The sequence below is a fragment of the Shewanella sp. Koi 1 genome (assembly GCF_052907445.1).
Genome location: NZ_JBREJM010000001.1, coordinates 55,379 through 77,337 on the forward strand (window position 1 = coordinate 55,379; position 21,959 = coordinate 77,337).

Here is a 21,959-nt window from a genome sequence, read left to right on the forward strand (position 1 = left end):
GATCTTATTTGGTTGATTTGGAGGGCACTGTCGAGGTGCCCTTTTGTTTATAAAGATGTCGTCGTTTGGTCGTAATAATGCTCTTAGTCTGATGACTCATCGAAGATATCTGGAAAGGTCCGCATGGCCTCTGTGCGCCGGGTTTCCAGAATATCTGCGTAGATTTCTGTCGTTCTGAGTTCGCTGTGGCCAAGCAATCTGGAAAGGGAATAGATGTCTAGCCCTCGGGCAAGTTGGTTTACTGCAAAGGTGTGGCGGCCTGCATGAAAGGTCACGTGTTTGGTGATCCCGGCACGTACAGCCCACTGCACTAGCGCGACGTTGCTATAGCTGTCGTAACGTAAGCCCTTAAAAACCCGTTCTGTCGGTTTTCCCCTGTTTTCCAAGTTGAGCAAACGTACTGCTGAATCCGGTAAGTCGAGATATTGCAGGCCATTGCCTGAGTTTTTGAGCTTTATCTGGGAAAAGATTATTCGGTAGTGCCCTTGAGCAAATAGTTCAATTTCACTCCACACCAGTTTATGAATGTCTGACCAGCGTAGACCCGTAGTGCAGGAGAACAGAAATGCTCTCCGTAGTACATCGTAACGGCATTCTGCCTTGGTAAGGGCCTTTACCTCATCCAGAGTGAGATAAGTGCGCTGTGTCCTCTCTGCTTTGATGGATTTGACTTGTTCAACAGGGTTATCTCTGATGATTCGGTCTCGTTGCGCTTGGTTGAGTGCTGCCCGAATTTTATTGAAGTAGCTACAGGCGGTATTCCTGGAGAGGCCGGTATCTGATTTTGTCATTGCCTCATGCTGTAGGTAATGGCGGAACCCTTCCAAGAAGTATTTATCTACCTGTTCAAAAGTGAGTTCTGCGTGGCGGTGATAACGGTGGAGATGGATGCCCGCAGAAACCCAAATTGAGTAGTTGGATTTGCTACCGGATGCTTTACTCGCTGTAATTTGGTCGAAGTAGTCAAAGAAGCTGGCATTGAGTTTTGTGCGGTCATCTAAGCCGTGTTTGGCTGATTCCATTTCCAGTAGACGCTTGGCTCGAATGGCCTCAGCTTTTTGCAATGTGGTTTTATTGTGCTCGCGCTCAACTGCGTTTTTTGGCTTGTTGTAGAGGAACAGATTCAGCGGCTCGTAAGAGCGCTTTTGAGCCCTTGAACCGTCTTCCGAGGTCTTTGAGCCGTAATAGTACACAAGCCTGATGGGGCGCAGGCCATTCTTATCTGGTTCTCGCTTTTGTATATTGATTTTCATAGGTTTTTCTCATCTTGTGCTCCGCATGTGCTCCAGAATTTATCTTCGGAGCACATGCGGAGCAAGAATCGACAAAACCCTTCAAATCACTTCCCACCAAGTAAAACAAAATTATTTTAAAATCATAATGTTGTTTTGATTTGGTTTGATACGTTTTACTATTTTACTTCCCGATACAGAATGAGCTGAAAATTTTGCCCAGTAGATCGTCAGAGGTGAAGCGGCCAGTGATTTCGGACAGGGCTAATTGCGCCATTCTCAGTTCTTCCGCTAACAGTTCACCTGCGAGGTAAATCTCTAATTGTTCTTTACCGAGTTGCAGATGGCTTGCGGCAACATCTAATGCTTCGAGGTGACGACGACGGGCGATAAAGCCACCTTCGAGATTACTCTGATAACCCATCAAGGATTTAAGGTGTTGCTTTAATTCCTCAACACCGAGACCGGTTTTGGCCGAGATCCGATACACGCTGTAACCTTTTTCTTCGGTCATAGCGAGGTTCTCACCGGTGAGGTCGGCCTTATTGCGGACAACGGTTACGCCTAAATTGGCAGGGAGGCGATTGATAAAATCGGGCCAAATATCGTGGGGATCGACCGCATCCGTGGTGGTACCATCGACCATAAATAACACCCGATCGGCGCTGTTGATTTCGTTCCAAGCCCGCTCAATACCGATTTGTTCTACCGTATCAGTGGTGTCACGCAGGCCTGCGGTGTCGATAATATGCAGTGGCATACCATCTAAATGGATATGCTCGCGTAATACGTCACGGGTGGTACCAGCAATTTCGGTGACAATCGCCGATTCTTTACCGGCGAGCGCATTAAGTAGACTGGATTTTCCGGCATTGGGACGACCGGCAATCACTACTTTCATCCCTTCACGGATAATCGAGCCTTGTTTGGCGCTGGCTTGAACGGCACTGAGTTTGTCGATAATTTTGTAGAGTGCGTTGGCAATTTTGCCATCACTTAAAAAGTCGACTTCTTCATCGGGGAAATCAATCGCGGCTTCGACGTATAAACGCAGATGGGTGACTTGATCCACCAGCTCATGGACTTCCTTCGAAAATTCACCTTGTAGTGATTGCAGCGCGCTTTTGGCGGCTTGCTCACTGGTGGCATCGATAAGGTCGGCAATCGCTTCGGCCTGGGTTAAGTCCAGCTTATCGTTCATAAAGGCTTGTTCGCTAAACTCGCCTGGTTTGGCGATGCGAATGCCTTCGACTTCTAATACGCGCTTGATCAGCATATCGAGGACGATTTGACCACCGTGGCCCTGCAGCTCTAATACATCTTCACCAGTGAAAGAATTAGGGCCTTTAAAATACAGTGCGATACCTTGGTCTATCACTTGGCCTGAGGCATTTTTAAAGTCGCAGTAATCGGCGTAACGGGGTTTAGGTAAATGACCCAATACGGCCATTGCCACATCGGTTGCCTTATCACCAGAGATACGAATGATACCCACGCCGCCCCGTCCGGGCGCGGTGGCCTGTGCCACGATAGTGTCAGTTGTCACGGAAATACCCATTAATTCGATCAAATCATCTAAAGGAAAAGGCGGCTCATTAAGCCGCCTTTTTGAATATGCTGAGCCATTAGCTCTTATCTAGCGCTTGGGCTTATTTTAAGCCTTTTTTCTCTAGACCTGCATAAATAATCTTCTGCTGGATGATGGCAACAATGTTACCCACTAACCAGTACAGTACTAGACCCGATGGGAACCACAGGAAGAATACGGTAAAGATCACTGGCATCCATTGCATCATCTTCACTTGCATTGGGTCCATGGTCGGTGCGATGGGTTGCATTTTTTGCATCACAAACATAGACGCACCCATCAGCAACGGCAGAATGTAGTATGGATCTTGTACAGATAAGTCGTGGATCCATAACATAAATGGCGCGTGACGCAGCTCGAAGCTTTCTAACAATACCCAGTACAAGGCAATGAAGATTGGCATCTGTAGCAGGATAGGTAAACAGCCACCCATAGGGTTCACTTTTTCCTTCTTGTACAGTTCCATCATGGCTTGACCCATCTTTTGACGGTCATCGCCGAAGCGTTCTTTCAGATCCTGCAGTTTTGGCTGTAGGTTACGCATCTTCGCCATTGAGGTGTACTGCGCTTTAGTCAGCGGGAACAGTAAACCACGAACGGTTAAGGTGATCAGGATAATCGCCACACCCCAGTTACCCACAAATGATTGATAGAACATCAATAACCAGTGGATTGGCACGGCTAACCACCAAAGGAAACCGTAATCAACAACCAGGTTTAAGCTATCAGATAACGCAGATAGCGCTTTTTGATCCTTAGGACCAACATAAAACTGTGAGCTAATTTCTTGAGTCGCACCTGGTGCAATATCATATACCGCGCCACGGAAACCAATGTTAGCTAAACCGCCAGCACTTACACTTGAGAAAATGGTGTTGCTATCGGTTGCTGGTGGGATCCAAGCTGATACGAAGTAATGTTGCAGCATCGCCGCCCAACCACCGAGAGTCGGTTGATTGAGGTTGCTCTTGCTCATATCTTCAAACTTGTACTTTTCGTAACGTACATCTTGAGTCGAGAACGCGGCGCCACGGTAAGTTGGCATCATCATGCTGCTTTCAGATGGCTTGATGGTCTGTTTAATCTGACCGTACATCTGAACTTGCAATGGAGCAGCTGAGGTGTTGTTGATTTTGTAATCGATATCAACGTTAAACTTGCCACGATGGAAAACAAACACTTTTGTGTAAGTCACACCGTTATCAGCCACATAGGTCAGTGGTACTTCTAAGGAGTCTTGGCCATCGGCTAAGGTAAATTCAGTTTTGCTGGCAGCAAATGCGGCGCGACCTTTAGCACTGCTATCGATACCATCACGGCCAATCAGGCCACTCTGAGCGATATAGGTGAAATCTTTGGTTTGCTCAAGCAAAACAAATGGCTGGTCTTTACCCTGTTCCAGTTTGTGTGAAACCAGAGCCGCAAAAACGATGTCACCACCCACTGGGTTGATTTGTACATCGAGCTGATCGGTTTTAACTGTGATCAGATTTTGCGTTGCCGTTAAGGCTGCTGGGACACCTGTGTCTGCTTCTGGAACATCAGCACTGTGATTTGTGGTTGCATTCGCCACTACAGACGATTCGGTTGCAACGGGTTTTGGAGCTTTGTCTGCTTGCCACTGTTGCCACAGCAAAAAGCTGACAAACAGTAGTCCTATTAGCAATATATTGCGTTGAGATTCCATAGCCTATTTATTACACCTGTCATTTTTAGGGGGGACGGGATCACTACCGCCGGGATGCAAAGGGTGACATTTTAATATGCGTTTCAATGCAAACCAACAACCTTTCGCGGTTCCGTGCACTTTTATTGCCTCAATGGCGTAATGCGAGCATGTGGGATTGAAACGACATCGAGGCCCTAAGAGGGGGCTGATGAAGATTTGATAGCCACGAATAAACGTGGTTGCTAGCCATTGTAGCGGCGACTGAGTTTGCGCCATAGCTTTTCTATCAACTTGTTGATCTCTGCATTTTCCATTTCCATCACCCCATTTCTGACCAGCACAACAATATCAAGGTGAGGGATGTCGTGTTGATTGAGGCGAAAACTATCTCTGATAACTCGCTTAATGCGATTACGCTGGTTGGCGCGTTTTACATAGCGTTTAGCTACAGTAAGACCCAAACGCGGATGTTGTTCCGAATTAGGAATGGCAAGCAGAGTGATTTCAGCAGAAGAAGCTTTGATGGGATTGGAGAATACAGATTTAAATTGCGCGGGAGTTAGCAAGCGTAACTCCCGCGTAAAGGTATAGCTAGTCAACTAGTTACCTACTTAACTTATTAAGCAGATAAACGAGCGCGACCTTTCGCACGACGACGTGCAAGCACCTTACGGCCGCCTGCAGTAGCCATACGAGCGCGGAAGCCGTGAGAACGCTTGCGCTTCAGGTTGCTAGGTTGAAAAGTACGTTTACTCATGATGGCAATCCGTCTTTGTTATAAGTGAACATATCCTTATCTCTGGTGACAGAGGTAAGGGTAAAAAAGAGGCCGAATTGTAATCACTTTACCTGTCCCCGTCAACAACGAAAGTCAGCAAGTGGCTTATTTCTGCCCGTGTATCCTTTGATCAATTTCCCGCATACACCAGAAGATGTGGATAACTCTGTGTATTGGCACTACATGTAGTAGTGAAGGGGATCTATCAAGAGATCAAAGGGGCGCCATTATAGATCAATGTGGATCGCTTAATAAAGCGGGATTTGCCCTATTTGTTGAATAAAAGGATCGAATTTGATCTTTGATGATCGGGGATATCTCCATAGAATGATCTTGTTGGGGATAATTATTTTTTAAGGATAGCGATCATTGAGATCTCGCTATAGAATACACCTCTTTTTGATGATCTTTTGGGGATAACTTAGTGGCGGTTTCACTTTGGCAACAATGTATCGGAAGACTGCAAGACGAGCTTTCTGCTCAGCAGTTCAGTATGTGGATCAGACCGTTACAAGCCGAAATGGATGGAGATACTTTGGTGCTTTATGCGCCTAACCGCTTCGTGCTCGATTGGGTTAGGGATAAGTACATCAATATCATTAATCAGTTTTTTACTGAGCAAATGGGTAATGATGCACCTAAGTTACGCTTCGATATCGGTAGCCGTCCGTCAGCGAAAAAGCCTGAGCCAGCTCCAGTTGCGGCTGTGCGTGTGCCTAATCCCCAAACTAAAGCCTCGGTAGGGACTTCATTTAATACCACTGAGCCTGTTGCTAACGCTAATCATCGCAGTAATATCAATCCCACTTACCAATTCGACAACTTCGTTGAGGGTAAGTCTAACCAACTCGGTAAAGCGGCCGCACTCCAGGTTGCTGAAAATCCGGGTGGCGCCTATAACCCGCTGTTCCTTTATGGTGGTACGGGTTTAGGTAAGACCCACTTATTACATGCAGTGGGTAATGGCATCATCAAAAATAATCCCGATGCGAAAGTTGTGTACATGCACTCCGAGCGTTTTGTGCAAGACATGGTTAAAGCGCTGCAAAACAATGCGATCGAAGAGTTCAAACGTTACTACCGCAGTGTCGATGCCCTGTTTATCGACGATATTCAATTCTTCGCCAATAAAGACAGATCGCAGGAAGAATTTTTCCATACCTTTAACGCGTTGCTTGAAGGTAATCATCAGATCATCCTGACATCGGATCGTTATCCTAAAGAGATCGACGGGGTAGAGGACAGATTAAAATCTCGCTTTGGTTGGGGCTTAACGGTTGCGATTGAACCGCCAGAGCTTGAAACCCGTGTGGCGATTTTGATGCGTAAAGCTCAGGAGAGCGGTATCAATCTTCCCGACGAAGTTGCCTTCTTTATTGCTAAGCGCTTACGTTCGAACGTTCGCGAATTAGAAGGGGCGTTAAACCGCGTTATTGCCAACGCTAACTTTACTGGCCGCCCAATTACAATTGATTTTGTGCGTGAAGCCCTGCGTGACCTCTTGGCACTGCAGGAAAAATTAGTCACTATAGACAACATTCAGAAAACCGTAGCTGAATACTACAAAATCAAGATGGCTGATATGTTGTCTAAGCGTCGTTCGCGCAGTGTTGCGCGCCCTAGACAAGTGGCCATGGCGTTATCCAAAGAATTAACTAACCAGAGCTTGCCGGAAATTGGTGATGCCTTTGGTGGTCGAGATCACACCACAGTGTTACATGCCTGTCGTAAGATTGCTCAGCTACGGGAAGAGAGTCACGACATTAAAGAAGATTATGCTAACTTGATTAGAACCTTATCTTCTTAAAATCAAGGAATTTGGACACTATGAAATTTTCAATTGATAGGGACGCCCTATTAAAGCCGCTTCAATTGGTTTGTGGTGCGGTAGAAAGACGCCATAACTTGCCTATTTTGGCAAATCTCCTTGTAGAAGTTAGTGGTCACTCACTCAAAATGACAGGTACCGACCTCGAAGTTGAGTTAGTGGGCCAGGCGGTCATTCATGGTGATATCGAAGAAGGTCGTACTACAGTTCCTGCTAAGAAGCTGTTAGACATAGTTAAATCTTTACCCGAGCAAAGTGAGCTTAAGGTCGAGCAACAAGATAATAAATGGTTGTTACGCTCTGGCCGTAGCCGTTTCTCGCTGGCAACCCTGCCCGCAGAAGAATACCCTAATGTGGAAGCCTTTCAGGCGGAAATCGAATTTACCCTTAAGCAAGGCGTGCTGAAGTCACTGATTGATGCGACTCAGTTTTCGATGGCGAACCAAGACGTTCGTTACTATCTGAATGGTTTATTGCTCGAAACCGAAGGGAATGTGCTGCGCGCTATTGCTACCGACGGTCACCGCTTAGCCTTAAGTCACAGAACTATTGATGCGCAATTGCCTGAAAAGCAAGTGATCGTGCCCCGTAAAGGCGTGATGGAAATGGCGCGTTTGTTGGAAGCCGATGATTTAGATATCGCAATTGCCATTGGTGATAATGCGATTCGCGCGACCACCAGCACCACAGTCTTTACCAGCAAATTAGTCGATGGTCGTTTCCCCGATTATCGCCGTGTGTTACCTAAGGGCGGTGATAAAATCGTTATCGCCAGCCGTAACCACTTCAAGCAAGCCTTAACCCGTGCTTCTATTTTATCGAATGAGAAGTTCCGCGGTGTACGCATTCAGTTAGAAGCGGGATTGCTGAAAATCACCGCCAATAACCCTGAGCAGGAAGAAGCGGAAGAAATCATCGATGTGGATTACAACAATCAGCCACTCGAAATTGGTTTCAACGTCAGTTACTTATTGGATGTGCTAAACAACCTTAAGTCCGATGATGTGCGTATAACCTTAATCGATGGTAACTCGAGTGCTTTATTGGAAAACCACCTGGAAGAAGATTCCATGTATGTGGTTATGCCGATGCGCTTATAGTATTCCATTGCCTACTTTGTGCCATACGCCGCTTTTTAGCGGCGTATATGTCTTCAAGCCTTTATCCTTTGTTGCCTTATTTACTCGGATGGATGTGAATTGCGGTATGATGACTGTTCTGAGTCTTGGCCTAAGCCGTCGATGTGGTTTGATGAGTAACGCATGAGTCTTATCCGTCTTAATATTGATTCTTTTCGCAATATTCAATTGGCGCAGCTGAGCCCAAGTTCTGGGATCAATCTGATTTATGGTCAAAACGGCAGCGGCAAAACCAGTATACTCGAGGCTATTTACTTTCTCGGGATGGGGCGTTCGTTTCGCAGTCATTTATCCCAAAGGGTGATCAATAACGAACAGGATAAGTTAACCCTGTTTGCGACCTTAAATTTACCCCGTGGTGACAGTAAAATCGGCTTGCGACGTTTCCGTAGTGGCGAAACCGAAGTCAAAATCGACGGAGAAAAGGTGAAACGGCTATCGACCTTAGCCGAAACTTTACCTATCCAAGTGATCACGCCTGAAAGCTTTTCGCTCCTGTTTGAAGGTCCTAAATCCCGTCGACAGTTTATCGATTGGGGCGCCTTTCATTCAGACCCACAGTTTTATGCGGCATGGGTGAATGTAAGACGGGTTCTAAAACAAAGAAATCAATTACTTAGAAATAATTCTTCCTATGATCAAATCCAATATTGGGATAGGGAGTTTGTCCGTTACACCGAGCAGGTCACAGAAATACGAAACCGTTATGTAGACTCGTTAAATGAGCTACTTAAGGGTATAATCGGGGAGTTTTTACCGCAGGTAGATGTTAAGGTTTCATTTACCCGCGGCTGGGATAGCAAAACGGATTTTGCACAACTTCTCGAATCCCAATATCCCAGAGATTTGGCTACGGGTCATACCGTCAGCGGTCCCCATAAAGCTGACCTCAGACTTCGTGTGGGTAGTTTACCGGCGCAGGATGCCCTGTCCCGTGGTCAATTGAAATTATTAGTCTGTGCACTGCGTATTGCACAGGGAAAGTTGCTCAAACAACAAATAGATAAACACAGTATTTATCTTGTGGATGATCTTCCATCCGAGTTGGATGCACAGCATAGGCAGCTATTGCTTAAGCAGCTAGTGGACACTGGTGCGCAAGTGTTTGTCACTGCCATTGAGCCTGCAGCAATAGTCGATTCGTTACACACGCCTCCCAGTAGGATGTTCCATGTGGAACAGGGACGTGTAACGGTAATTGAATAACCATTGAGAGAATAATATGTCAGAGAATAGTTACGATTCTTCGAGTATTAAGGTCCTTAAGGGCCTTGATGCAGTACGTAAGAGACCTGGGATGTATATTGGTGACACCGACGACGGTACGGGTCTACATCATATGGTGTTCGAAGTAGTCGATAACTCTATCGATGAAGCCTTAGCCGGCCATTGTACTGATATCACTATTACTATCCATGTGGATGGCTCGGTCTCCGTTCGCGACGACGGCCGTGGTATTCCTGTGGCGATTCACCCGGAAGAAGGCGTGTCTGCCGCCGAGGTGATCATGACTGTACTGCACGCGGGCGGTAAGTTCGACGATAACTCTTATAAAGTGTCTGGTGGTCTGCACGGCGTGGGTGTATCGGTAGTTAACGCGCTGTCTAAAAAGCTGCAGTTAACCATTCGCCGCGAAGGTAAAGTCCACGAGCAGTTTTATACCCACGGTGTACCTGACGAGCCAATCAAAGTGATCGGCGATGCGACTAAAACCGGTACCGAAATCCGTTTCTGGCCAAGTGAAGAAACCTTCAGCGATGTTGAGTTCCACTTCGAGATTCTGGCCAAGCGCGTACGCGAACTGTCATTCCTCAACTCAGGCGTGGGTATCCGCTTAGTCGACGAGCGTGACAATAAGAATGAATTCTTTAAATACGAAGGCGGTATCAGCGCATTTGTTGATTACCTGAACCGTAATAAAACGCCAGTAAACAAAGACGTATTCCACTTTATGCAAGAGCGTGAAGATGGCATTACCGTTGAAGTGGCGATGCAGTGGAACGATGGTTATCAAGAAAGCATTTTCTGTTTTACCAACAACATTCCACAACGCGATGGTGGTACTCACTTAGCGGGTTTCCGTAGTGCGTTGACACGTAACCTCAACAACTACATGGAAAACGAAGGCTATAACAAGAAAGGCAAAACCAACGCAACAGGCGATGACGCCCGCGAAGGTTTAACAGCCGTGATTTCAGTTAAAGTGCCAGATCCTAAGTTCAGCTCGCAAACTAAAGACAAGTTAGTGTCTAGCGAAGTGAAAGCAGCGGTTGAACAAACCATGGGTGAAAAGCTAAACGACTATCTGCTGGAAAACCCTGCCGATGCTAAGTTAATCGTCGGTAAGATTGTCGATGCGGCCCGCGCCCGTGAAGCGGCGCGTAAAGCCCGTGAAATGACCCGTCGTAAAGGCGCACTCGATTTAGGTGGTTTGCCAGGTAAGCTGGCGGATTGCCAAGAGAAAGACCCTGGTCTTTCAGAAATCTACATAGTGGAAGGGGACTCTGCTGGCGGTAGCGCTAAGCAGGGACGTAACCGTAAGAACCAAGCGATTCTGCCACTGAAAGGTAAAATCTTAAACGTTGAGAAAGCGCGTTTCGATAAAATGCTTTCCTCTCAAGAGGTTGCTACGCTAATTACCGCTCTTGGCTGTGGTATTGGTCGCGACGAATACAACCCAGATAAGACGCGTTACCACAACATCATCATCATGACGGATGCTGACGTCGACGGCTCGCACATTCGTACCTTGCTGTTGACCTTCTTCTTCCGCCAAATGCCTGAACTGATTGAACGTGGTTATGTGTATATTGCTCAGCCGCCTTTATTCAAAGTGAAAAAAGGTAAGCAAGAACAATATCTGAAAGACGAAGCGGCACTGACTCAATATCTGACCACTCAAGCGTTAGATGGGACTAGCATTTACCCATCTCAAGGTGCGCCAGGTATGTCGGGTGAACCATTAGAGCGTTTAGTGACTCAATACCGTGAAGTGGAAGCGATTGTTGCCCGTTTAGAGCAACGTTACCCAACGCAGATCACCAACCGCATGCTTTATCATCCAATGATCAACAACGAGATGTTGGCGGATGAAGGCAAGATGAAGGAATGGATCGACGCCTTTATCCATGAGCTGGTGGAATTAGAAAACAGCGGTGTGTTGTATTCTGGTGAGCCAGTACTCGATCCTGAGCGTAAAGTGTATCTGCCGAAGATCACTATCCGTAAACACGGTATCGATACACACTACCTGTTCAGCTACGACTTCTTCCAATCAACTGATTACCAATGCATTGGTAAGTTAGGTGCGGCGCTCGAAGGCCTGATTGAAGTCGGTGGTTATGTACAACGTGGCGACCGTGTGAAGGAAGTGGGTAGCTTCATTGAAGCGTTAGATTGGACCATCGGCGAAGCCAAGCGTGGCCTCTATATCCAACGCTATAAAGGATTGGGTGAGATGAACCCTGAGCAATTGTGGGAAACCACGATGGATCCAGAATCTCGCCGCATGCTGCAAGTGACGATTGATGATGCCGTTGGTGCGGATCAGCTGTTTACTTGTTTGATGGGCGACCAAGTTGAACCACGCCGTGACTTTATCGAAGCCAACGCGCTGAACGTGGCTAACTTAGATGTTTAACATCTAGACGTTTAATCTTTATATCGTTAGCGATTGATAAAAAAGGGAAAGCTTAGCTTTCCCTTTTTGTTTTATTGCAACCTATCTATCAACACCTGCCTCGTCGGCGTCTACTATTTCAGTTTCGGCTTTAGCGGCTTGTATCCAGGCCTGCATTTCTGGCTGGCTGACGATAAATTCCATATAGGCTCGACTTGCTTGGGAGACTTCAATCTCATAGGTGAAGAAGCGCATCACAACCGGTGCAAACATCATATCGGCTATCGACCACCTGCCAAATAGCCAAGTGCCTTGGGCGGTGGCAAACTCTGCCATTTGCTGTGACCAGATATTGTCGATGCGGGCAATATCCTGCAACACGGCAGGGCTTAATTCGACATAACGATGGGCGCGGATATTCATCGGCAGGGCATTTCGTAGGGCATGAAAACCTGAATGCATTTCACAGGCGAAGGAGCGAGCCTTAGCTTTTTGTTTCGGGTCTTGTGGCCAGGCAGAACCTGAAAGATAAGTATCGTTGATATATTCGCAAATCGACAATGAATCCCAAACCGTGATATTTCCATCGATAAGTGTTGGAACTTTTAGGGTAGGCGAAATGGATTTGAGCCGCTGATAAAAGCTATCGGTATCGAGCTGTAATAGGATTTCATCGAACTGAATACCTGATTTTGCAGCCATTAACCAAGCGCGGAGCGACCAACTAGAGTAGTTTTTATTGCCAATATAGAGTTCCATTTTCACCTTCCTGTGTGGGGTTGTGTTTATCAATATAGGCGCTTGTACTTTGCATGACTAACGAATAGATTTGATGTTATCTATCAGCAAAATGAATAGATAGACTGACCTCAGATAGGAAACATGATGGATATAGAAGCGCTGCGCAGCTTTGTGGCATTTGTCGATACCGGGAGTTTTACCCGCGCGGCAATGCAAACCTATAAGACTCAATCTGCCGTCAGTATGCAAATGAAGCGCTTAGAGCAAGAGCTGGGAAAAACGCTTTTTGTAAAAGAGGGGCGAAACTTAGTCTTATCCACCGAAGGCCAACGTTTTGGCTTATACGCTAAGCAATTACTGCAACTACACGATGAGACTGTCACTACCATTAAGCAGACCCAAGTCGGCACACAATTGCATTTAGGTTGTCCCGATGACTATGCCGAATCCGTGTTACCGCGGATAGTGGCGTTGTTACATGGTCACATTAAGCAACTCGATCTTCAAATTACCTGCGCCTCGAGCCAAAAGCTGCGGATCATGCTGGATTCCGGGCAACTCGATGCGGCGATAGTGACTCGTTTGCCCGAGTCCGATGAAGGCTACTTATTACAAACCTCGAAAGGCGTTTGGGTGAGTGCGAGTAGTTCGAACTTGAGTGATGCCGATCCGTTACCCATAGCGCTTTTCCAGAAGGATTGTAAATTCCATATTGCGGCGTTAGATGGATTGATGAAGCAAGATAGGCATTATCAGTTGTTAGCCTGTAGCAGCAGTGCTACGGCTCTTAAAGCGATAGTGGCTAAGGATTTGGCTATTAGTGCCATGGCCGAATGCAGTGTATCGGCACCACTGAATATTATTGATTCTGAAATACTTCCACCCTTGCCTGTGGTCGCCGTCGCACTGATTATTTCCGCTAAAGCTTACTCTCCCATAAATGCGGAGTTGGCCAAGCAAATTGCGCGGGGCTATCAAGGCTACTTGGAATAAGGTTTCACGTGAAACAATTTAATGATCTAACGCAGCCTTAAGCTTGAGGGCATATACTAAAACGGCGCGTTATACGAATAGCCTCGCATATCAAAGACAATGGACTGATAATCTATGCGGGCTCGGTAACCACCATTCTTATAGGTTAGGATATTTTGATTAAGTCCATATTTAATAAAATCTTTAATATTCGTGAACAGACTATTCTTGAGCGGCCTAAAAGCTTTAGTCAAACCGATCTCAGTAAACCTGTAACGGCCGTCTCTGGTAAGCAACCGCCGGAAGAGCCGCAGGATACTTCTGTGAGTATTGATCTTGCGGCACTGTTTTACAGCCTGTTATTTCCGGCTAGAACCAAAGATGCTGGTGGCGTTGCCAATAACCTTGAGCGGCGCGTCATGGCTGAAATAGAGCTCGCCTTAGCATCGCCACAAGTGATAGCCGAAAAAGTGCTGAAGCTTCCCTCTAAGGTTTTGGAATTAGACCGTAAATTAGCAGAGCCACAGTTTGATACTAAGGACTTGTTGGCGCTAATCGAGAAAGATCCCTTACTGAGCGTCGAAGTGCTTAAACTGTGTAACTCTCCGGCCTTTAAGCGTGGCGACCGAGAGGTGACAAGCCTGCAGCAGGCCTTAGTACAACTTGGCCGTGAACAGTTACGCCGCTTTGTAACTAGCTGCCTAGTGCGAGAGATGCTAGATATTAAACCCATTTATTTTCGACGCTTTGGTGCCGAGATTTGGCGTCATTCGATGCAAGTAGCCTTTTTAACCAGTGAACTGAGTGAAGAAGATAGAGACACCGCATTCCTATTAGGATTACTGCATGATGTGGGTAAGCTCGCCATCTTTAAAATGCTACTCGATGCCTTTGTACAAGCAGAACCTGGAGAGCAGCCAAATTCTTGGTTATTCCGACAAGTAATGACGGCCAAATCACTCACGTTAAGTGCTTTGTTGGCAAAGCATTGGCAATTGCCAAGTACCTTTGAAACCGAGCTGGATAAATTAGCCCATGTCCACACTCGACCGAATGAGGGAATTGCTGCCGTGGTTTGGCGCGCCAATATCATCAGTGAGATTTCGATGCTGCAGCAAGTGGGGAAATTACCTGCTGACATGCTGAGCAACTTGTTAGCCTTGGTTGGACTGGAGCCCGCTCAATTCGAAGCATTGCACGAAAAACTTCAGCAGTTTTAACATATTGCAACCAATAAAAAACGCGCTAAAAGCGCGTTTTTTATTAGTACTCTAACGTGCGACTTACTGAAGCAGAGAAATATCCGCAACATGTAAGAACTGCTCACGGAGGTTATTCAGCAGTGCTAAGCGGTTGTTTTTCAATGCTTCGTCATCCGCCATCACCATCACGTCTTCGAAGAACTGGTCAACGCTTTCACGTAAGCTCGACAGCAGTGTCAATGCCTGTTGGTAATCAGCATTTGCAAACAGCGGAGCGAGTTGAGGCTGCAGTTCGGCAAGCTTAGCGGCTAATGCTTGTTCTGCGGCTTCGGCTAACAGAGCCGAGTTAATCGCGGTAGGTAATTCGCCTTCCACTTTCGCCAGAATGTTAGACACACGCTTATTCGCCGCAGCCAGAGCACTAGAGGCTTCTAAGCTTCTGAAGTGTGATACCGCATTGATACGGCTGTCAAAATCAGCTGGGCGAGTTGGGCGGCGTGCTAATACGGCGAGGATCACGTCAACATCGATACCTTTATCTTGGTACCAAGCACGGAAACGCGCCATTAAGAACTCAAGCACTTCATCGCTTGCATTCGCGTTGCTTAAGTTTGTGCCATGGAGTTCTTGAGCCTTAGCAATCAGGGTAACTAAGTCCAGTGGCAACTTGTTCTCAACGATAATGCGTAGCACACCGATAGCGGCGCGGCGCAGTGCGAATGGGTCGGCAGCGCCCTTAGGTGCCTGACCGATACCGAAGATACCCACTAAGGTGTCGAGTTTATCGGCTAAAGCTACTGCGCAAGATACCGCTGCTGTCGGAACCGTATCGCCAGAGAATTTGGGCTTGTATTGCTCTTCCATCGCCAAGGCTACGGCTTCAGTTTCACCGTCTAGACGGGCGTAATGCATGCCCATAGTGCCTTGAGTATCGGTAAACTCCATCACCATATTGGTCATTAAGTCTGTTTTAGACAATAAACCAGCACGGGCGGCATCAACGGCGTTAGCGCCAGTTTGCTCGGCAATAAAGGCGGCTAGGGCAGAGATGCGAGTGACTTTGTCTTTTAAGGTACCGAGTTGTTGTTGGAACAAGACGGTCTCAAGACTTGGTAAACGTGATTCCAGCGTGTGTTTTTTGTCGGTATTGAAGAAGAACTCGGCATCGGCCAAGCGTGGACGAACCACTTTCTCGTTACCCGCAATGATTTGCGCCGGATCTTTTGATTCGATGTTCGCGACAAAGATGAAGTTTGGCAGTAACTTACCGGCATCATCGAATACTGGGAAGTATTTCTGATCGCCCTTCATCGTATAAACCAAGGCTTCTGAAGGTACGTTCAAGAACTTCTCTTCAAAGCTTGCGGTTAATACGACTGGCCATTCAACTAAAGAGGTGACTTCTTCTAGCAGGTCATCTTCGATATCGGCGGAGCCACCAATCTTAGCGGCCGCTTTTTCTGCATCGGCTTTGATTAAGGCTTTACGGCTTTCGTAATCGGCGATGACTTTACCTTTTTCTTTCAGCAGTGTCAGGTAGTTGTCTGCATGGTCAAGCTCGAAGCCTGTACCCATAAAGCGGTGGCCACGAACATTGCGTGCCGATTTAATGCCGAGTAATTCACCTTCGATTAACTCACTGCCTAACAGCATAGTGGCGGTGTGAACAGGGCGAATGAATTGTGTCTTGCTGCTTCCCCAGCGCATTGGTTTAGGAATGGGTAACTTATCTAGCGCACGTTGCGCCATAGCAGCGATTAAGCTCTTGGTTTCAACGCCTTCTACTTTGGCGTTATATACCAGCCATTCACCTTTGTCTGTCACCAAACGCTCAGCTTGGTCAACGGTAATACCGTTACCACGTGCCCAGCCTTCAGCGGCTTTCGTTGGTTTACCTTCGGCATCAAAGGCTGAGCTGACAGCTGGGCCGCGTTTTTCAACGATTTTGTCCGCTTGAGCAATCGCTAGTTCAGTCACATTGATGGCTAAACGGCGGGGCGCAGCGTACCAAACAGCTGATTTAAAAGCTAAATCGGCTTTGGTTAATTCTTCGGTGAAGTTCGCTAAGAAAGACTCAGCCAGTTTACGCAGCGCCTTTGGCGGCAATTCTTCAGTGCCTAACTCTATGAGTAAGTTTTCAAAATTCATGTGTTACCTCTACTTACACATTGGGAAGCCAAGCGCTTCGCGTGCCTGATAATAGGATTCAGCAACGGCTTTAGCCATTGTACGAACGCGCAAGATATAACGCTGACGTTCAGTCACTGAAATGGCGTGGCGTGCATCAAGCAGGTTGAAGGCGTGTGAGGCTTTCATCACTTGCTCATAGGCTGGCAGAGGTAATGGTTTTTCAAGCGACAATAAGTGCTGACACATCTTTTCGCATTGATCGAACAGGGCAAACATAAAGTCGACGTCTGCGTGCTCAAAGTTATAGGTCGATTGCTCAACTTCGTTTTGGTGGAACACATCGCCGTAGGTGATGCGACCCATTGGGCCATCGGTCCATACGAGGTCGTATACGCTATCCACGCCTTGGATATACATGGCGAGACGCTCTAAACCGTAGGTGATCTCACCCGTGACAGGGCTACACTCTAAGCCGCCGACCTGTTGGAAGTAAGTAAACTGAGTCACTTCCATGCCGTTTAACCAGACTTCCCAACCCAGACCCCAAGCGCCGAGCGTTGGTGATTCCCAGTTGTCTTCCACAAAACGGATATCATGGATTTGTGTATCAATACCAAGGGCTTGCAGAGAACCTAAATAGAGTTCTTGGATATTATCCGGTGACGGTTTTAACACGACTTGGAATTGGTAGTAGTGCTGCAGACGGTTTGGGTTTTCACCGTAACGGCCGTCGGTAGGGCGGCGCGATGGCTGCACATAGGCACTGCTCATTGGCTCAGGCCCTAAAGAGCGTAGGAAAGTTTGTGGGTGGAATGTACCCGCACCGACTTCCATATCTAAAGGTTGAACGATTGCACAGCCTTGCTGCGCCCAATATTCCTGTAGGGTTAGAATGAAACCCTGAAATGTTTTTACGTCGTGTTTCGTCGTCATGTCTACTTGTCTACTGCCGTCAGCTTTAATAGAAAATGGTTTCGATTATACCTTGTAGATCTCTGCTTATGTAGGTTATTTTTTACCTTCTTCGTTAAAACGTTAAGGTAGATAGGCCATGGAAGAAATCCGCTGTAATTGGGTCAGCGATGATCCCTTGTATCGTGAGTACCACGATAAGGTGTGGGGGCGCCCAGTTTATGATTCGAAGGAGTTATTTGCCAAGCTCTGTTTAGATGGCCAACAAGCTGGGTTGTCTTGGATTACTATCTTAAAGAAACAACAAAATTACGAACAAGCCTTTGCGGATTTTGAGCCGGCAGTGATTGCAACTTTCGACGACGCTAAGGTAGAGGAGTTGATGAACAATCCTGGTATTGTTCGTAATCGCCTTAAGATCCATTCGATTATTCGAAATGCTAAGGGCTACTTAGCTTACACTGCGGATGGTAAAGATTTTGCTGAATTTCTGTGGAGCTTTGTTGGTGGTAAGCCTTTGGTGAATCAGTTTACTTCTATGTCGCAGGTGCCTGCACAGACCCCGGAGTCAGAGGCCATGTCCAAGGCGTTAAAAAAGCTCGGCTTTAACTTTGTTGGCCCAACGATTTGTTATGCTTTTATGCAGGCAGTGGGAATGGTGAACGATCATCTAGTTGATTGCATCGCCTATGATTCTTGCTGCGGTGGCAAATAAGTCACTTATCTTATTGAGCTAACATCCAAAATAAAAAGGCATGTTCCACGTGGAACATGCCTTTTGTTATTTCACCTTGTTGAGATTAGATTTTCTCGAAGAAGAAAGGCTTACGCTGTTGCTTGTTACCATTGAGCTGGTTCATCGACTCAGCGTCGAACAACTTACCATTGACCATGGTGTAAGTGACTTTATCTGTGACTCGAATATCCGTTAATGGGTCGCCATCGATTACGATTAAGTCCGCAAGTTTACCTGTTTTAATTGAGCCAAGTTGATGCTCTAGACCGAAGGTGGTGGCTGGGTTGATGGTCGCTGTTTTGAGCACATCCATATTGCTCATGCCACCTTGGGCGAACATCCACATTTCCCAATGTGCAGCTAACCCTTCACGCTGACCGTGGGCACCAATATTGGAATGCACACCTAGCTTATTGAACTCATTAGCCACTTTCGCAACATTAAAATGGTTGTAGTGACTGTCTGGGGCGTGGGGCCGACGCATTGAGCGAGCCTGCAAGATGTCGCTTGGAACATACATCGACAGGCGCGGATGTGCCCACACATCGGTCTTATCATACCAATAGTTTTCACCCGAGATACCGCCGTAGGCGACGACTAAGGTTGGAGTATAACCGACCTTAGTTTGGCTCCAGAACTGTTTAATATCGTTATAAATATTTGCTACGGGTAATGAGTGCTCTACGGTGGTATGGCCATCGGCAACCATGGTGAGGTTATGCTGTAGCAAGCTGCCACCCTCTGGCACGACCATCATTTCGAGTTCGCGAGCAGCGGCGATAACCTGCTGTCTTTGATTGCGACGCGGTTGGTTGTAGCTCTTAACGCTAAAGGCACCGACTTTTTTCAGTCGCTCTAAATGGAATTTCGCATCATCGAGTGAGTCGATATGCGAGGTGTAGCCGGGAGCATTTGCGCCATAGAGAATTGTTCCAGTCGAGAAAATCCGTGGACCAACAATGTGACCTGCTTTTTGCTGTTCCGAGGCGGCAAAAATCTCAGTGGTATCGTTTGACGGATCATGGATAGTTGTCACGCCTAAGGATAACCCAGAGTAGAGTGCCCAGTTTTGTTGTGGCACGATTTCATCATCCGCCTGGGCACCATGGGCATGCGCATCGAACAAACCAGGCATAATGGATTTGCCACTTATATCGATGACTTGTGCATCCTTTGGAATTGCCGTGTTTGCATCGCCAACGGCTAGAATATGATTGTCTTTGACGATCACTACACCCTTATCGATGACTTGGTCATTTTCCATGGTGATCACTTTACCGCCGACAAAGGCGACTGTTCCACGTGGAACATCTGCCTTTTCGGTAAAGCCTAAATTGATAATGCTTGGCTTAGCTTGCACGTCCTTTTTGAGATACTGAGAATCAACATCGGCTTGGTACAGTTCTGGGCCAAGAGTCCAATAGAGTTGGTTACTCTTGCTATTCCAGCTGATGCTTTCGCCAGCTCGCACACTTAACTGTGTGACGGGAAGATTGCTGGCGTTAGGGCCGATTTCAACTGTTTCACCATGTTTAGCAAAGGGGGTAACCCAAACTTTAAAACGCTCGGCAAAGGCCAGTTGTTCGCCGTCGGGTGAAACTCTAAATTCGGTTGCATGCTTACTGCTGTAGTGAACGCGTTTATCAAACCCATCTAAGTTTATTGAGGAAAGCTGTGGCGTGTCGTTATCACCAGTGTTCATAAAGAAAATGCGGTCTGCCGAAGCGCCGAATTGTGCTTGATAACCCTCTGTGGTGATTTTCTTATTTTGTTTGGTTTTTAAATCAATCTTGTACAGGCCGGGTTCCTGCGACCAAGTGCGAGGCGTGAGGTGTCCACCTTGGGTTTTACGATACACCACAAGTTCGCCATCGGGAGAGAAGGTGGGCTCGACGTATTTGCCAGGTTCTGTGGTAAGTTGTTTCGCTTTGCCACCTTTAGCACTGATCACTTGTACTGTGCCTTGGTCTTGGTCATTCCAAGTTGTGAAGACAATATTTTTGCCATCACGCGACCACTGGGGGTAGAGTTCTTCAATGTCATTACCTAACTCGGTTAAGCGTGACATCTTTCCGTCGGGAAGTGTTTTCAACCAGATTTTACCTAAAGCTTCGAAGGCGACCTTGCTGCCATCCGGTGAAACTTGTGTCATGCGCAGCATTTTTACGTCGAATACATCCTTATCAATATCTTGTTTAAAGCGCACTGAAGGCTGCACGTCCAGCTGGGTTTTGACGCTGAAGGGAATGTTAGTGACCATTTTATTGGCCACATTCAGGCGATTGATTTTGCCTTTAGCCCAGAAAAAAATATCTTTGTTATCTTGAGTCCAAGCCATGGTGGGATAGACACCGTGGATTGCCCAAGTCTCTTGCATATCACGGTCTAAATCGCCGTACAGCTTAGTCGTTTCGCCGGATTTCAAATCGAGTAAATACAAAGAGGATTGGAAATCATCTCGCTTGATGTAGGCCAGTTTGGTGCCGTCAGGACTCGGTGTTGGGCGAATGGCGCCACCGGTTCCTTCGATCAAGATTTCAATATCACCCGTTTGGGTATCGTAACGCTTGATTTTATAGATGCCGTTAACTGAGTCTTTGGAATAGTGGAAGGTTTTCCCCGGAGTGTCATCCTGACTGAAATAGATATAGCGGCCATCGGGTGAATAGGCAGGCTCGCCTAAATCCTTTTCATCGTTTGGACGTTCGGTCAGTTTTACACCTTCACCACCTGCGACATGGTAGAGCCAGACTTCGCCGGCGCCTAAACTACGACTGGCGGTAAAGTGCTTACGACCGACTAAATATTGCGAATCAGGGCTCCACGCAGGACTGTTGAGTAAACGAAAGGTTTCCGTCGTGACTGTGTGTGGATTGCTGCCGTCGGCATCCATAATCCAAATGTTGTCGCCACCATCGGCATCTGAGGTGAAGGCAATGTGCTTACCATCTGGGCTATACACGGGCTGCATTTGCCAGGCTATGCCTTGAGCTAATGGCTTTGCCTCTCCACCGGTTACGGGGATTTGATAAATATCACCCAGTAAATCAAACACTAAATTTTTACCATCTGGGCTGACACTGATGTTCATCCAAGTGCCTTCGGTTACATCTATGGTCACCTTTTCTAGTGGAGCATTGGCTGGCGCATTGACATCCCAACTGGTTTTTGGGGCGTCTGTTGCCTGTACGGCATGGGAACTAAGGCCAAGCATCAGGGCGATATAAAGTGGTGTCAGCTTAGGTTTCAACATGTTATGTCCTGTTATCGTTATTCTAGGGCTTTGCTGTTATCGGATTAGATAAACTTTTGTTAATACTGCGCTAATTTATCGCACAAATACCCTGTAAGGAAAACGGAAATACTGTTTCAATTAATGACCGAGAGGCAGAAGTTGAGGGGGGAAGCTGTGG

17 protein-coding genes are annotated in these 21,959 nt (G+C 46.9%); 7 read left to right on the forward strand and 10 right to left on the reverse strand.

Going from position 1 to position 21,959, the window contains the following annotated elements; translation table 11 throughout:
* Nucleotides 1-83: 83 nt before the first annotated feature.
* The 6 genes from ACUZ8J_RS00260 to rpmH form a co-directional block, all read right to left on the reverse strand.
* Nucleotides 84-1,253: a site-specific integrase gene (locus tag ACUZ8J_RS00260; RefSeq protein ID WP_052939453.1), complete on the reverse strand. Its 1,170-nt coding sequence runs from the start codon at nt 1,251-1,253 to the stop codon at nt 84-86.
* Nucleotides 1,254-1,416: 163 nt separating this feature from the next.
* Nucleotides 1,417-2,778, reverse strand: a complete 1,362-nt coding sequence (gene mnmE / locus ACUZ8J_RS00265; RefSeq protein ID WP_086903536.1) for a tRNA uridine-5-carboxymethylaminomethyl(34) synthesis GTPase MnmE — start codon at nt 2,776-2,778, stop codon at nt 1,417-1,419.
* A gap of 103 nt (nt 2,779-2,881) precedes the next feature.
* Nucleotides 2,882-4,507: a membrane protein insertase YidC gene (gene yidC, locus ACUZ8J_RS00270; protein ID WP_446692768.1), complete on the reverse strand. Its 1,626-nt coding sequence runs from the start codon at nt 4,505-4,507 to the stop codon at nt 2,882-2,884.
* A gap of 3 nt (nt 4,508-4,510) precedes the next feature.
* Nucleotides 4,511-4,765: a membrane protein insertion efficiency factor YidD gene (yidD, locus tag ACUZ8J_RS00275; protein WP_011624661.1), complete on the reverse strand. Its 255-nt coding sequence runs from the start codon at nt 4,763-4,765 to the stop codon at nt 4,511-4,513.
* A complete protein-coding gene (gene rnpA / locus ACUZ8J_RS00280; RefSeq protein WP_007652336.1) occupies nt 4,732-5,088 on the reverse strand; it encodes a ribonuclease P protein component in 357 nt (118 codons plus the stop codon). Before rnpA ends, yidD begins: the two co-directional genes overlap by 34 nt.
* Before the next feature lie 20 nt (nt 5,089-5,108).
* Nucleotides 5,109-5,246, reverse strand: coding sequence for a 50S ribosomal protein L34 (gene rpmH / locus ACUZ8J_RS00285; protein WP_011070423.1), 138 nt, complete (start codon nt 5,244-5,246; stop codon nt 5,109-5,111).
* 445 nt (nt 5,247-5,691) lie between these two features.
* Here rpmH and dnaA point away from each other — a divergent pair, with 445 nt between their 5' ends.
* From dnaA to gyrB, 4 genes are all read left to right on the forward strand, one after another.
* The gene (gene dnaA / locus ACUZ8J_RS00290) at nt 5,692-7,074 is read left to right on the forward strand and encodes a chromosomal replication initiator protein DnaA (protein WP_011715304.1); all 1,383 of its coding nucleotides are present in this window, start codon (nt 5,692-5,694) and stop codon (nt 7,072-7,074) included.
* 20 nt (nt 7,075-7,094) lie between these two features.
* Complete coding sequence (gene dnaN, locus ACUZ8J_RS00295) at nt 7,095-8,195, forward strand: DNA polymerase III subunit beta (RefSeq protein WP_011620839.1); 1,101 nt, start codon at nt 7,095-7,097, stop codon at nt 8,193-8,195.
* A gap of 162 nt (nt 8,196-8,357) precedes the next feature.
* Nucleotides 8,358-9,440, forward strand: a complete 1,083-nt coding sequence (gene recF, locus ACUZ8J_RS00300; RefSeq protein WP_011620840.1) for a DNA replication/repair protein RecF — start codon at nt 8,358-8,360, stop codon at nt 9,438-9,440.
* 16 nt (nt 9,441-9,456) lie between these two features.
* Entirely contained in the window at nt 9,457-11,874 is a 2,418-nt protein-coding gene (gene gyrB / locus ACUZ8J_RS00305; RefSeq protein ID WP_446692769.1) for a DNA topoisomerase (ATP-hydrolyzing) subunit B, read from the forward strand.
* A gap of 81 nt (nt 11,875-11,955) precedes the next feature.
* On the opposite strand, the gene ACUZ8J_RS00310 is transcribed toward gyrB, so the two are convergent.
* The gene (locus ACUZ8J_RS00310) at nt 11,956-12,612 is read right to left on the reverse strand and encodes a glutathione S-transferase family protein (protein ID WP_446692770.1); all 657 of its coding nucleotides are present in this window, start codon (nt 12,610-12,612) and stop codon (nt 11,956-11,958) included.
* Between the two features lie 126 nt (nt 12,613-12,738).
* Here ACUZ8J_RS00310 and ACUZ8J_RS00315 point away from each other — a divergent pair, with 126 nt between their 5' ends.
* Both ACUZ8J_RS00315 and ACUZ8J_RS00320 read left to right on the forward strand, forming a co-directional pair.
* Entirely contained in the window at nt 12,739-13,587 is an 849-nt protein-coding gene (locus ACUZ8J_RS00315) for a LysR family transcriptional regulator (RefSeq protein WP_446692771.1), read from the forward strand.
* A 155-nt stretch (nt 13,588-13,742) separates the two neighbouring features.
* Nucleotides 13,743-14,786 carry an HDOD domain-containing protein gene (locus ACUZ8J_RS00320; protein ID WP_446692772.1) on the forward strand — a complete coding sequence of 348 codons (1,044 nt, stop codon included), beginning with the start codon at nt 13,743-13,745 and terminating at the stop codon, nt 14,784-14,786.
* A 63-nt stretch (nt 14,787-14,849) separates the two neighbouring features.
* Here the strand turns inward: ACUZ8J_RS00320 and glyS are convergent, their stop codons facing one another.
* Together glyS and glyQ are read right to left on the reverse strand one after the other, a co-directional pair.
* On the reverse strand, nt 14,850-16,916 hold the full coding sequence (gene glyS, locus ACUZ8J_RS00325; protein ID WP_446692773.1) for a glycine--tRNA ligase subunit beta: 2,067 nt from the start codon (nt 16,914-16,916) through the stop codon (nt 14,850-14,852).
* Nucleotides 16,917-16,925: 9 nt separating this feature from the next.
* The gene (gene glyQ / locus ACUZ8J_RS00330) at nt 16,926-17,831 is read right to left on the reverse strand and encodes a glycine--tRNA ligase subunit alpha (protein ID WP_011070431.1); all 906 of its coding nucleotides are present in this window, start codon (nt 17,829-17,831) and stop codon (nt 16,926-16,928) included.
* Between the two features lie 118 nt (nt 17,832-17,949).
* Between glyQ and ACUZ8J_RS00335 the strand changes: the two genes are divergently transcribed.
* Nucleotides 17,950-18,525, forward strand: a complete 576-nt coding sequence (locus tag ACUZ8J_RS00335; RefSeq protein WP_446692774.1) for a DNA-3-methyladenine glycosylase I — start codon at nt 17,950-17,952, stop codon at nt 18,523-18,525.
* Between the two features lie 85 nt (nt 18,526-18,610).
* On the opposite strand, the gene ACUZ8J_RS00340 is transcribed toward ACUZ8J_RS00335, so the two are convergent.
* Entirely contained in the window at nt 18,611-21,799 is a 3,189-nt protein-coding gene (locus ACUZ8J_RS00340) for an amidohydrolase family protein (RefSeq protein ID WP_446692775.1), read from the reverse strand.
* Between the last annotated feature and the right edge of the window lie 160 nt (nt 21,800-21,959).

Excerpts from the sequence above, each read along its gene's own strand:
- ACUZ8J_RS00260 (WP_052939453.1), bottom strand. The coding sequence starts at position 1,253 with ATGAAAATCAATATACAAAAGCGAGAACCAGATAAGAATGGCCTGCGC.
- yidC (WP_446692768.1), bottom strand. The coding sequence starts at position 4,507 with ATGGAATCTCAACGCAATATATTGCTAATAGGACTACTGTTTGTCAGC.
- yidD (WP_011624661.1), bottom strand. The coding sequence starts at position 4,765 with ATGGCGCAAACTCAGTCGCCGCTACAATGGCTAGCAACCACGTTTATT.
- rpmH (WP_011070423.1), bottom strand. The coding sequence starts at position 5,246 with ATGAGTAAACGTACTTTTCAACCTAGCAACCTGAAGCGCAAGCGTTCT.
- dnaN (WP_011620839.1), top strand. The coding sequence starts at position 7,095 with ATGAAATTTTCAATTGATAGGGACGCCCTATTAAAGCCGCTTCAATTG.
- recF (WP_011620840.1), top strand. The coding sequence starts at position 8,358 with ATGAGTCTTATCCGTCTTAATATTGATTCTTTTCGCAATATTCAATTG.
- gyrB (WP_446692769.1), top strand. The coding sequence starts at position 9,457 with ATGTCAGAGAATAGTTACGATTCTTCGAGTATTAAGGTCCTTAAGGGC.
- ACUZ8J_RS00310 (WP_446692770.1), bottom strand. The coding sequence starts at position 12,612 with ATGGAACTCTATATTGGCAATAAAAACTACTCTAGTTGGTCGCTCCGC.
- ACUZ8J_RS00315 (WP_446692771.1), top strand. The coding sequence starts at position 12,739 with ATGGATATAGAAGCGCTGCGCAGCTTTGTGGCATTTGTCGATACCGGG.
- glyS (WP_446692773.1), bottom strand. The coding sequence starts at position 16,916 with ATGAATTTTGAAAACTTACTCATAGAGTTAGGCACTGAAGAATTGCCG.
- glyQ (WP_011070431.1), bottom strand. The coding sequence starts at position 17,831 with ATGACGACGAAACACGACGTAAAAACATTTCAGGGTTTCATTCTAACC.
- ACUZ8J_RS00335 (WP_446692774.1), top strand. The coding sequence starts at position 17,950 with ATGGAAGAAATCCGCTGTAATTGGGTCAGCGATGATCCCTTGTATCGT.
- ACUZ8J_RS00340 (WP_446692775.1), bottom strand. The coding sequence starts at position 21,799 with ATGTTGAAACCTAAGCTGACACCACTTTATATCGCCCTGATGCTTGGC.